The sequence below is a fragment of the Paenibacillus planticolens genome, from assembly GCF_013141725.1.
Classification (GTDB): domain Bacteria; phylum Bacillota; class Bacilli; order Paenibacillales; family NBRC-103111; genus Paenibacillus_E; species Paenibacillus_E planticolens.
On the sequence record NZ_WHNZ01000040.1, the window covers coordinates 105,733 to 118,320 of the forward strand.

The following is a 12,588-nucleotide window of genomic DNA, read 5'->3' on the forward strand; positions in this document are numbered from 1 at the left end:
TCCGCCCTCTCGGCACAACAGAAAAAGCCCCTAGCCTCATGCCGCTAGGGGACTCCTCCGCACTATTTAGTTGAAACTGGCTTTGCGGTACTTCAAGAAACTTCCGATACGCCAGACACAAATGTATATATACGCCATCAACATTGTAAGAACCGTAAATTCTGTATAATCCAGTCCTTTAAAATACTGCGAAAGCGCGATGCGAATGACCAGCACGGCGATGATGACATACTTGAAGTTTTTGTTCGGCTTCGGGTAAACAAACCCGTCTTCCCGCTTCTCATAGCCGGTATGATACAGCATAATGCTGCCAAGCCCAATTCCCAACAGGATGGCGCACAGCATCTCCCAGATCACAGGTAAATGAAAAGGATGATCGGGAATTTTGGATAACGAATAGATGGAAAAACCAAAAATGACAGGCAGCAAAATGACGGGAATTAAGATTCCCATGCCTTTGTTCTTGATCGGACGTTTTTTACCACGGGTTCTAAACCATAACACCAGTATGATGATCAGAGCACCCACGCCATACCCGATCAACGTTTGAGCATTCATGATAAATGTTCCTCCTATTGCTGTTTTTATATAAGTATATACGATTCGCGACGTATTTCATTCAGACGCCGGACACATTCTTTCTCCGTCTCTGGACCGATGCGGGGGCCAGGCAATGCTGCCTGACGGTTCAATATTCCGATTATCCTTATGTTCTTCCTTCGTTTTGTTTCTCTATGAACAATGGTAGTATGATAAATAAAGACTGACAACTAGAGGTAAATACAGATGAGAATGAAAGATTGGGATATCAATTTAAAAATCCGGCTCGCTGGAGAGACCGCTTTTAACGTTATTTTTTGGACGTTTTTTCCGTTTCTATCGATCTATTTTGCGAATTCGTTCGGCAAAGGCTGGACCGGCATTCTGCTCATCTTGTCGCAAACGCTGTCCGTTTTCGCCAATTTGATGGGAGGCTACTGCGCAGACCGGTTCGGACGCAAACGGATGATGATCATCGCAGCCTTCGGGCAAAGCATCGGCTACGGCATCTTCGCCTTTGCCGCTTCGCCCCTGATTGCGATGCCTATTCTTGGCTTCGTCGGATTCAGTTTGGCCAGCATGTCCGGCTCCCTATACTGGCCTGCCAGTCAGGCGATGGTGGCTGACGTTGTAAAAGAGGAACACCGTTCCGGTGTGTTTGCCATCTTCTATACGGCCACGAACGTGTCCGTCGTTATCGGTCCGCTGCTCGGATCTATCACGTACAAGGATAATCCGTATATCGTGCTTGCCGCAGCTTCGGTGTTCTGCCTCATCCTCTCTATGACGATGAGCCGCACCTTGCACGAAACGCTGCCGGAACAGCTCGCCGAGCGTCACCGATTGGCGGCCGGCGAGCCTTGGTACCGCTTCTTGGCCGCACAGCTGCGCGATTATAAGATCATTGCAGCAGACCGGGTGTTCCTGCTGTTCATTCTTGCAGGTGTCCTGCTGTCTCAAACCTTCATGCAGTTAGATCTGCTGTTCCCTGTTTTTATGGAGGAAACTGTGAAGTTAACGACAATCTTCTCCTACGGAGACTGGAATCTGCAGTTGACGGGCAAGCAGTTGTTCGGACTGATCGTATCCGAGAACGGCCTGTTCGTCGCTCTCTTTACCGTCGTCGTTACCAAATGGATGCTCGCTTACCGGGATCGCTATGTATTCATCGGCGGCTCGGTATTCTATGCACTGGGCATCATCATGTTCGGCCACATGTCCACGTTCTGGGGCTTCACCTTCGCCATTGCCGTCTTCACGTTGGCTGAGCTCATGTCGGCGGGCCCTCAGCAAGCCTTCGTCTCCCGATTGGCTCCTGAACATATGCGCGGCCAATATTTTGCCGCAGGCAGCTTGCGGTACACCCTCGGGCGCACCTTGGCTCCGCTGTCGATCCCGATCTCTTCTTGGATCGGCTTCTCGTGGACATTCATTCTGCTTGGGGGAATAGCTCTCCTGTCTGCCGTCTTGTACAACATGATGTTCAATCGCTATGACCGGCAGGCGGCCTAACCAACGAGGCAATCATAGAAGATACAAAAGAAGCACCGAGAGAGTGCTTCTTTTTGTATTTTCCTCACGCCAAGCCTTTCTCTCCCTCTTGCGGCGCTTGAACGCGCTTGATGAAGAATCCGATGATAAGGGCGATGCAGCCGATCCAAAAGGCAATAACAAACGCATTATGCAGTCCGGCTACAAGCCCCTCTGCAGGGTCCCCCTTAGGGTTCGCTGCATAATAATTTTTCGTACCGGATGACATGATGCTAATAAACAAGGCCGTACCGATTGCACCGGCAACCTGTTGAAGTGTGTTCAAGATGGCCGTTCCATGCGGATACAGATGGCGGGGAAGTTGATTGAGACCCGTCGTTTGGGCAGGCATCATGACTAGTGAAATACCTATAAGCAGAATAATGTGCAGCGTTACAACATGGCCCGTCGAGGTTTGAACAGAAATGCCCGTAAACAACCAAAGCGCAATCAGCACCAAGATCAAACCCGGAATAACCAACACGCGGGGACCGAATTTATCGAACAATTTGCCTGAAATCGGAGCCATAACCCCATTGATAATACCGCCAGGCATTAAGGTTAAGCCTGCTTTGAAAGCCGTCATCATAAGCGCCGTCTGCAAGAACAGCGGCAGCAAAATCATCGTGGAGAACAGTGTCATCATAAGCACCAGCATCATGACCGTCACAAGCGCGAACATCGGGTATTTGAATGCCCGGAGATTAAGAATCGGCTCCGCAGCGACCAACTGCCGAATGATGAATAAAAGAACAGCAATACCGCCGACAACGATGGTCCATACGACTTCAGGCGCGGTCCAGGAGCCTTCCCCCGCTTTGCTGAAACCATACACGATGCCGCCAAAGCCGATGCTGGACAGCATAATGGACAACAAGTCAACCCTGGGCTTGGTCAAATCGGAGACATTGCGAAGGTATACGGCCGCGAAAATAACGGAGAATGCTGCAAGCGGGATAACCAGGAAAAACAACCAACGCCAATCCAGTTGATCAATGATGAGGCCTGCCAACGTGGGGCCAATCGCCGGTCCGAACATAATGACGAGACCGATCATTCCCATCGCGCCCCCCCTTTTCTCCGGTGGGTAAATGACAAGTATCGTATTCATCATGACAGGCAGCATAAGACCAGTTCCTAATGCCTGAATAACTCTGCCGACGAGTAAGACGCTAAATATAGGAGCCGCACCGCAGATGACGGTCCCTATGAGGAACAAAATCATAGCCGTCAGAAACATTTGCCTCGTCGTAAACCATTGTTGAAGAAGCGCCGTAACAGGGACGAGAATACCAATCACGAGCATATACGAAGTGGACAGCCATTGGATGGTTGCCGGCGTAATCGCGAACTCTTTCATCAAATCGGGAAAGGCGATATTGAGCAGCGTTTCATTCAAAATAGCAACGAAAGCGCCGATGACCAGCGCAGCAACAATCGGTCCTCGCTTGAGCTTGCTTACATCTATTGAAGCGTTCGCGGCTTCGCTTGAGACGTTCAACTTGATTCCTCCTCTAATTGTATGGAATGTTTATGTTTAACATTTATCCATTTTACCATTCTTTTCAAGAAATGAACATATGTTCGTATTTATTTTTGCGAAAAGACTGGGCTTGTCTCGCTGGAAAAACAAGACTAGATTAGGAATCTAACCGGAAAATCTCCCTCTAATTGCTCGAAAGATGACCCCGCAGGGAAAATAGAAGGAAATCCTCCTGTTAATTTGACCGGATTTAGTAGGTTCTCGCAAAATCGGTGGAATTAGAGGGAGCTTTTCCAGCTAAATTGCTCTAACAAACATCCGCAGTCAATTTACAGGTAAATTTTGCCTTTAATTTGACCGAAGAAGCATAACTGCACAAAAGGCTGTCCCACAAGCCAAAGAATTGACTAGGGAAAGCCTCTCATTGCTTCTTTCTTTGAAAGAGCCGCGACAAGCCCTTCCGTATTTAATCTCTTCATCCTAGCCTTCCGGCTTAAAATACGGGGGTGCTTTTAACCACCCTCTTTTCATCAACAGATCCTTCAACGTTATCGCAAAAGTTAGCTTCTTCATCTGGAATTTGGCAAACATGAGGGCAACGTCGGGCCGCACGGCTTCCGTCATCCCCCGGCAACCATAATTGATGCCGAGTACAAGATTGAAGCTGAGAAGACTTGCTATTTCCTCATCCGACAGTTTGGAGCCCTCCGGAATATGCCGGAAATCCCCAACCGGCTTATCCGGCGACGCCTCTGTCAGCGGAACGCCTTCCGCCTTCAGAAACTCCGTTAACTCCGTGAAAATCGGCCGATGCACATTGTTAATGACGTCTTGCAGCTTCTCTTTCAGCTCAGGGTCCTCAGTAATGTTAAAGGATACTTGCTCGCCTCGCATCGTTTGCTCTGTTGCTGTCAAATAAAACCACAAATTCATGACTTCTCCGACGTTTAAAGGCGGCTTTTCACCGTCCAGAAACGGCTTAATCGTATCACCGAGTATTTCTATGATATTCATATTGGCAGCTCCTTTTTTGCTAGTTAGCTTGCCCGTTTGCATGTATTTCAAGTCAACAACCACTCAACATTCGTCCATTTGCCTTTTAGAAATTTTCCGGAATCATACTGTTTGGAGGCTTCACCTCATAATTTAAAGTAAAACGCTAAATTAGGATGTGCATTCCATGAAGAATACGCAACCTCGTACCCGAAATGTTGAAAAACCTAACATTCTCCTGTTTCTCGTGGACGAGGAACGCTATCCCCCTGTGTATGAAAATGCAGAAATCAGAGAGTGGCGCAAACAAAATCTCGTTACCCAAGAGCTTCTGAAATCCAATGCCGTGGAATTCCACAGACATTACATTGGCAGCGCTGCGTGCTGCCCGAGCCGGGCTACTCTGTTGACCGGTCAGTACCCGTCGCTTCACGGTGTCAGCCAGACGACCGGCGTGGCCAAGAGCGCCTTTGACTCCGATATGTTTTGGCTGGATCCGAGCACAGTACCTACGATGGGAGATTACTTTCGCGCAGCCGGGTACCAAACCTACTATAAAGGTAAATGGCATGTATCCAATGCCGATATTATCGTTCCCGGCACCCACACGAGCATCCCCAGCTATAATCCGCTGACCGGTGTTCCTGACAAGCAGCAGGAAGCCTTATATGATCATGCCGACCGCTTAGAGGACTTCGGCTTCTCCACTTGGATCGGTCCGGAACCTCACGGCAAAGATCCTCGAAATTCGGCTTCTTCCGCTGCAATCGGGTTAAGCGGCAGAGACGAAGTCTATGCCGCAGAAGTGGTAGAGTTAATCGACTCCCTCGACCGTCAGAGTCAACATGATAAGGATGCCAAGCCCTGGCTGCTCGTAGCTTCATTTGTAAATCCGCACGATATTGTTCTATACGGTGCTTTCACGGAGCTGATACCCACGTTTCAGTTCCATGTCGATCCGATGCCGGAGGTGCCTCCTCCTCCAACCATCCATGATCCTCTCACCACGAAACCGCGCTGTCAGGCGAGCTATCGGGATCTCTATCCGAAAGCCTTACAGCCCATTATCGACGAATCGCATTACCGCAAGCTGTACTACCAGCTGCAAAAGAATGCCGACCAGCAAATGTCTAAAGTGTTTGAAGCTCTTACCCGCTCCTCTTTCTATGACAATACGATTGTTATTTTTACATCGGATCACGGGGAACTGCTTGGCGCTCACGGCCATCTTCGTCAAAAATTTTACTGTGCTTATGAAGAGGCTCTGCATGTTCCTTTCCTCATTCATAATCAACATCTTTTTCCGCAGCCTGCCCATATTGATACACTAACAAGCCATTTGGATCTCCTGCCCACCATGCTCGGACTGGCGAATGTTGACATCCAAGAGATTCAAAACGGCTTGCGAAACAAATTCAGTGAAGTCCATCCCTTTGTGGGACGCAACCTTGCTCCCCGTATTTTAGGGCAGACCCCCTTCCTTATTAAGGATGAACCGGTTTATTTCATGACCGACGACGATTTTACCCGCGGCCAACACCAAATCAATCTACTAGGTGAGCCGTTTCATTCCGTGATTCAACCTAACCACATTGAGACTGTCATTACAGCTCTTTATAGGAATGGCAGGAAAGAGTTGTGGAAACTCTCCCGCTATTATGATAATCCTCAATTCTGGAGCGATCCGGGGGTAAAAGACGAAGTCATCCAGCCGATTGGAGCGATCGGAGGAAACGGCGGTGGAACTCATTCCCTTTATGCCTCTTCGGTCAAAACACAGCCGGTCCCGGATGAATATGAGCTTTATAATCTAACCGAGGACCCTTTAGAAACCGTTAATCTCGCACATTACTCCTATGCAAATTCGTATACCCATGGCATCCAGCAATGGATGATGCAGGTATTGGCTGAGCAGCGGCAGCAGAAGCGTTTGTACCCCGGTCAAAAGCCTTAGATATCACAAGGTCCCTCCCCTTCATGGAAAATAAAAGAGCCCGATTAGCTTGTGACTAAGCTAGTTCGGGACATTTTGATGCTCTCTATATGCAATAAAATATCCGGTCCTTCTTTCTCCAGCATCCTTAAGAAAACATCCGTAATTTCGGGGTCAAATTGCGTCCCCCGGTTTTTTCGGATCTGATCGACGGCATACTCCAAATCCATCTTATTTCTATAGACTCGAGTCGACGTCATGGCATCAAAAGAATCGGCAATAGACAGGATACGGGCTAATCGGGGAATTTGCTTACCCGATAGCCCTTCAGGATATCCAGCACCGTCATACCGCTCATGATGATATAAGATGATATCCAAAATGCCGCTTTTTTCGAACGAAGGAATATGCTTTACCATGTTATAACCAATGGTAGAATGCTGCTTAATCGAATCATACTCTTCCTTGGTTAGAGGCGTTGGCTTCGATAAAATAGCTTCCGGCACCCCTATTTTCCCGATATCATGCAGGAGGCCGCCTAAATAAATCGCATCGCATTGCCGGTTGGGCAGCTTCATTTCTTTGGCTATTAATAAAGCGTACCTGGCTACGTTCTCTGAATGAAAAGCAGTATGCGGATCTCTGGAATCCAAAGATTTCGCTAGTGCAAACGTTAAATGCAGTGTGTTCTCTCTCTCCCTAATATATAACCTTATGGAAGTGGATACGGACAATATGGCTAATGTGTAGGTTAACCAATGAGATACTATCAGTTGTATACTTAGAGGGTGATCATATAGCGCATAATGATCACTGATCCATATCAAAACGCAGGATACAATAATTTGTACATGCAGGTGTTTCCAGAAGGCAAAGCCTGCAACTACTAAGGGAATAAGATACATACTCGTCAAATTTTCTTGGGGATGATTCTTGTCAATCCATATAATTACGAACAGAAGAATCAAGAACAGCACAGTAAGGGAAGTTCTTTTACGTACTAGCCAGGAATTTAGCGTAACTTTGCTCATGGAATCGATCATGCTGCACCTCAACTAAACTTTAAACTTGCCAACCAGCGCCTGTAGTTCTTCTGACATTACAGACAGAGAGGACGCGGATAAGGAAATCTCCTTCATGGAAGCCAATTGCTCCTCCGTGGCAGTCGCTACGTTTTGTGATCCGGAGGTTACGGTTCTCGATCCTTCTGAAATCTCTTCAAAAGAATGGACGATCTGTTCTGCGCTGGCTGACATTTGCTGCGAGGCCGCCGATACCTCTTGAACCTGGCTGGCTACGTGATCTACAAGTCCCTTAATCTCTTCGAAAGATTCTCCTGCTAGGTGAACAACCCGGATACCCTCATTTATTTCCTTGGCTCCGGACTCCACCGCTTGAGTCGTCTTATCGATACCGCTGCGAATATGCGCAATCAACTGCGTAATTTGATCGGCCGATTGGGATGATTGTTCGGCCAGCTTACGTACTTCGCCAGCAACTACGGCAAATCCGCGCCCCTGTTCGCCGGCTCTTGCAGCTTCAATCGCCGCGTTTAAAGCGAGCAAATTGGTTTGGCTGGCAATAGCGGAGATCACGTCAAGAATCTGTTCAATTTCCCCTGAGCGCTGGCCCATTTCTTTCACTTCACCAGCAAGCTGATTGAATGAAGTTTGAATGGACTCCATCTGTTCTTCTGCCGACAGAATCGCATTGTTTCCTTGCAATGTCTTTTCGGCGGCTTGCATAGACACAGAAGATGCAACTTGTGCGTTTGCCGCAATTTGTTGTACTCCGGCAGACATTTCACTCATCGCCCGCACGCTTTCCTCTACACTGTGGGACTGTTTCTCTGCGCTAACGACGACCCGCTGAATGGTAGAAGCAATGGTTGCGGAAGCCTGGCTGGTTTGTTCTGCGCCAGCTGTCAACTCCTCCGAGGAAGCAGCTACATGCTCGGCGCTTTGACTAATCTGTTTGACCAAGCTATGAAGACTATCCTTCATTTGATTAAGCGAACTAGCTAAAGCACCGATTTCATCCCTGTTTTTGACCTGAATATTTTCAACGGATACATCACCTGAAGCTATTTTCTTAGCGATTTTTTCCATAAATACAATGGGTTTAGAAATCATACGCGAACTAAAATAACTAATCGATATCGCTAGCACCAATGCAATACAACTTAGTATCAAAACGCTTCTATTAGCCGTATCAACCATCTTGGTATTGCTGGCATTTGCTTCCGTCATTAATTTTCGCTGCTCACTAGCTATTTCATCTGCAGCCGGCTCTAGCAGCCTTCCCGAAGGCAGCACTTCATTATCGTAAAATTCCATCACTTGTGTGGAACTCTGGCCATTTTGGACCATTTGAAGCAATTGATCATATTTTTGTTTAAATTGTATATTCAATTCATCCAATTTTCTTAGTCTTTCTTTATCCACTTCTCTGTTTGCCAAAGTTATGGTTTCGCTGACTAGCTTAGATAAGCTATCATTGGATGCTTGCACTTGTTTCGTATATTCCGAATCCCTTGTTAAGAGATATCCGCGTAATCTGCTAGATTGTTTTGCAGCTTCCAGCTGCATAGTTTGAGCATTGGCCACAATTATTGACCGTCTGTCAATTAAATCGGTGTATGATTGATCTACTTCCTTAAGGTAATAAAACGAGATGCTGCTTGTAATCCCCATCAGGACAGCAATACTCAAAAATAACCCCATAAGCTTTTGGCTAATTGATAATTTGATCGTTCTGGATTGCACTTATGATGACCCCCTTTAAGAATGCTAGGAACTTTATTGGAAAACACTGTGAACCCAATAAACTTAATCATCCCATAGATGGGTGAGGTTTCCTGCAAGCACCACAAATAATAGTATAAAATGCCTAATATAGCAACAAACGCGATCTGAATTTTAAGATTAATCGTGAAATATCGTCATTTTTCGACACTAAACTGTTAAATTTTATGTTGAAAGAAAAAAGCACCCTCTCGGGTGCTGCTTTCTTGGTATGGAGGTGCGGCATTCATCGAGTACCCACTCGTGAGTTCAATCCCTTTGCCTTGGACCGGCACCCTTAATTTCTGTATCGATATTGGAAAATTTCTCGAAATTGCGAGTAAAACGTTCAGCCAATTCCCAAGCGGATTTCCTATACGCCTCCTGATCCTGCCAAGTTTGACGGGGAACCAGAATGTGGCTTGGAACTCCCTCTACGAAATCGGGACAGAGCACACCAAAAATCGGGTCTGCCGTAAACGACGCTTGCTCGATACTTCCATTCAAAGCTGCAGTCACCATCGCCCGGGTGAAGGTTAAATTCATCCTCTTGCCTACACCGTAAGGACCGCCGGACCACCCCGTATTCACCAAATATACTTTAACTTGGTGCTGCTCAATTTTATCTCCAAGCAGCTTTGCGTACACAGATGGCTCTAGCGGAAGGAAAGGCGCCCCAAAGCAAGTGGAGAATGTCGCCTCCGGCTCCGTTACTTCTCTTTCGGTTCCTGCCAGCTTCGAAGTGTACCCTGACAAGAAGTGATACATCGCCTGTTCCTTCGTCAGCTTCGAAATAGGAGGCAGCACGCCGAAAGCATCCGCTGTTAGGAAAATGATGACCTTCGGATGGCCCGCCTTCCCTGGGATGACCGCACCGGGAATGACATCGATCGGATAAGCGGCTCGCGTATTTTCCGTTGCCCGAGTATCGCTATAATCCGCTATCCTTGTCTCTGAAGCCAGAACGACATTTTCTAAAACCGAACCGTAACGAATAGCCTGCCAAATCTGCGGCTCCTTTTCTTCGGATAGATTGGCACACTTGGCATAGCATCCGCCTTCAAAGTTATAAACCCCGTGATCTGTCCAGCCATGCTCGTCGTCCCCGATCAACCCGCGGTTCGGATCGGCGGAAAGCGTCGTTTTCCCCGTACCGGATAATCCAAAGAATAAAGCCACATCGTCGTTCTCACCCACATTTGCTGAGCAATGCATAGGAAGAACGCCACGGAAAGGGAGCAAATAATTCAGGACGCTAAAAATTGATTTTTTCATCTCTCCCGCATATTCGGTCCCTCCGATGAGCACCAGCTTCCTTTCAAAGGACACGCAGATAAACGTTTCAGAGCGCGTACCGTCCACTGCAGGATCGGCTTTTAGACCTGGCAGCGCAATCACCGTAAATTCCGCAGCATGCGTTTGCAGTTCTTCCTCTGTCGGACGGACAAAAAGCTGCCGGACAAATAAATTTTGCCATGCATATTCATTCACAACACGAATGGGTAACCGGTACTCCGGGTCCGCCCCAGCGTAACCGTCAAATACGAACAAATCCTTATCCGACATATAGTCTTGCGCTTTTTGGTAAAGCCGCTCGAACTGAGACTCTGAGATGGGTTCATTCACAGCCCCCCACTCTACGTGATCCCTAACGGAAGGTTCTTGGACAATGAACTTGTCTTTAGGCGAGCGTCCGGTATATTTCCCTGTGTAGACTTGTAACGCTCCAGAGGAAGCAAGAACCCCTTCCTTCCGTTCCAATGCTGATTCGACCAGCTCGGAAACGGACAAATTATTGCTTATCTTCCCTATTTTCAACTGCTGCAGCTTAGTTTCCATACTCATCCATTCCCTTCAGTTTCTTAATTGATATTGTCTATTTTCTATGTCAATTTACCAACTCAAGCTAACAGAGGCGCTTTCCACAATTGATCCACTTTTTCTTTCATGAGTTGTACAAGTTCGACGACACGGCTGGCATAAGCCCACTCATTATCGTACCAGGCCAAAACCTTGATCTGATCATCTATAACCATGATGGAAGGTCCATCGATGACAGCTGACTGGGAACAGCCAATATAATCGGCGGATACTAAAGGTTCATCCGTAAAACTGACATAAGGCGATAAGCTTCCCTCGGATGCCGCCTTGAAAACAGACCTCACTTGTTCCAAGCTTGTTGGCCTCGAAACCTTAACAGTCAAATCAATAAGGGACACATCCTGTGTAGGAATACGGAGGGAAATTCCCTGAATGCGAGAAGCCAGATGCGGCAGCACATCGACTAAAGCTTTTCCCACACCCGTGGTAGTTGGAATGATGGACTGCGTACATGCCCGTGCTCTTCGTAAATCTTTATGCGGATTATCCATATGATTTTGGTCGGAAGTAAAAGAATGGACCGTTGTCATCCAACCGGTTTGTACCCCGAAAGCTTGGTCCACAATGTGCAAAACAGGCGAAAGACAGTTAGTCGTGCAAGAAGCGGCCGACAGCAGCTGATGTTTCCGGGGATCATACAAATGATCGTTCACGCCCATCACAACTGTAAGATCCATTTGGCTGCCCGGGGCTGTAATCAGAACATGGGTTGCACCTGCCGCAATGTGCTTTAGGGCGCCTTCCCGATGATTAAATTTACCGGTTGCATCTACAACGATATCTGCTCCGAGACTTTTCCATGCGATCATTTCGGGGTCCCTTTGATTGACAATTTCAATGCTCTCCCCGTTAATGATAAGCTTCCCGTTGCTTACGGTAACTTCCGCATCCAATCTTCCGTGTACGGTGTCGTATTTTAAAAGATGCGCAATCGTCTCGGCCGGATAACTACAATTAATAGCACATAGCCGATAAGGTCTTTGCTTTTCCGAAAATATCTTTCTGACTAGTAATCGTCCTATTCGCCCCATCCCGCTAATGCCTACGCCTTGTATCACTGAATTCCCCTCCAAAACATATAATGTGTTTTATTTATTTTTTAGTATACACTATTCAATCGTATAGAGATAATAAAATAAATTAATGACACATTATATATTTATTTATGACCTGTACCAAGAAAGCCAGCAAAGCGGCGCCGACAACAGAGGCGTGAATCACAACTTAATTTGTAAGCGATTACAATCCAACTTACTTGAATTTTTTATTTCCAATGTACTAATGAAGTATAGGCCAGGGACCCAAATATTGAAATATTACGGTCAATAATATAATATTCTTCATTAAATTCATTTACACAATAAACGTATCGGGGCTTTTCACTCGTGCCGAACTAGTCTTTGACCTGACAGGCACAGGCATCCGCATTCCGGAAAATGCCGAAA

The 12,588-nt window shown here is 46.9% G+C and carries 9 protein-coding genes; 2 read left to right on the forward strand and 7 right to left on the reverse strand.

Annotation, left to right across the window (positions count from 1 at the left end; genetic code table 11):
* Positions 1–66: 66 nt before the first annotated feature.
* The gene (locus tag GC097_RS18050; protein WP_171684693.1) at positions 67–558 is read right to left on the reverse strand and encodes a CcdC protein domain-containing protein; all 492 of its coding nucleotides are present in this window, start codon (positions 556–558) and stop codon (positions 67–69) included.
* Positions 559–786: 228 nt separating this feature from the next.
* Between GC097_RS18050 and GC097_RS18055 the strand changes: the two genes are divergently transcribed.
* Positions 787–2,052 (forward strand): MDR family MFS transporter, encoded by a 1,266-nt coding sequence (locus tag GC097_RS18055; protein ID WP_171684694.1) that lies wholly within the window; start codon positions 787–789, stop codon positions 2,050–2,052.
* 64 nt (positions 2,053–2,116) lie between these two features.
* On the opposite strand, the gene GC097_RS18060 is transcribed toward GC097_RS18055, so the two are convergent.
* Positions 2,117–3,538: an MDR family MFS transporter gene (locus GC097_RS18060; protein ID WP_376768403.1), complete on the reverse strand. Its 1,422-nt coding sequence runs from the start codon at positions 3,536–3,538 to the stop codon at positions 2,117–2,119.
* 495 nt (positions 3,539–4,033) lie between these two features.
* The gene (locus GC097_RS18065; protein ID WP_171684696.1) at positions 4,034–4,567 is read right to left on the reverse strand and encodes a DUF3231 family protein; all 534 of its coding nucleotides are present in this window, start codon (positions 4,565–4,567) and stop codon (positions 4,034–4,036) included.
* Positions 4,568–4,733: 166 nt separating this feature from the next.
* Between GC097_RS18065 and GC097_RS18070 the strand changes: the two genes are divergently transcribed.
* Positions 4,734–6,500 carry a sulfatase family protein gene (locus GC097_RS18070; protein WP_171684697.1) on the forward strand — a complete coding sequence of 589 codons (1,767 nt, stop codon included), beginning with the start codon at positions 4,734–4,736 and terminating at the stop codon, positions 6,498–6,500.
* 44 nt (positions 6,501–6,544) lie between these two features.
* Here the strand turns inward: GC097_RS18070 and GC097_RS18075 are convergent, their stop codons facing one another.
* From GC097_RS18075 to gap, 4 genes are all read right to left on the reverse strand, one after another.
* Positions 6,545–7,132: an HD-GYP domain-containing protein gene (locus GC097_RS18075; RefSeq protein ID WP_171684698.1), complete on the reverse strand. Its 588-nt coding sequence runs from the start codon at positions 7,130–7,132 to the stop codon at positions 6,545–6,547.
* A 402-nt stretch (positions 7,133–7,534) separates the two neighbouring features.
* Positions 7,535–9,244 (reverse strand): methyl-accepting chemotaxis protein, encoded by a 1,710-nt coding sequence (locus GC097_RS35035; protein ID WP_312875693.1) that lies wholly within the window; start codon positions 9,242–9,244, stop codon positions 7,535–7,537.
* A gap of 288 nt (positions 9,245–9,532) precedes the next feature.
* On the reverse strand, positions 9,533–11,107 hold the full coding sequence (gene pckA, locus GC097_RS18085) for a phosphoenolpyruvate carboxykinase (ATP) (RefSeq protein ID WP_246294320.1): 1,575 nt from the start codon (positions 11,105–11,107) through the stop codon (positions 9,533–9,535).
* Between the two features lie 56 nt (positions 11,108–11,163).
* Entirely contained in the window at positions 11,164–12,201 is a 1,038-nt protein-coding gene (gene gap / locus GC097_RS18090; protein ID WP_312875694.1) for a type I glyceraldehyde-3-phosphate dehydrogenase, read from the reverse strand.
* Positions 12,202–12,588: the final 387 nt, after the last annotated feature.

Excerpts from the sequence above, each read along its gene's own strand:
- GC097_RS18050 (WP_171684693.1), bottom strand. The coding sequence starts at position 558 with ATGAATGCTCAAACGTTGATCGGGTATGGCGTGGGTGCTCTGATCATC.
- GC097_RS18055 (WP_171684694.1), top strand. The coding sequence starts at position 787 with ATGAGAATGAAAGATTGGGATATCAATTTAAAAATCCGGCTCGCTGGA.
- pckA (WP_246294320.1), bottom strand. The coding sequence starts at position 11,107 with ATGAGTATGGAAACTAAGCTGCAGCAGTTGAAAATAGGGAAGATAAGC.
- GC097_RS18065 (WP_171684696.1), bottom strand. The coding sequence starts at position 4,567 with ATGAATATCATAGAAATACTCGGTGATACGATTAAGCCGTTTCTGGAC.
- GC097_RS18070 (WP_171684697.1), top strand. The coding sequence starts at position 4,734 with ATGAAGAATACGCAACCTCGTACCCGAAATGTTGAAAAACCTAACATT.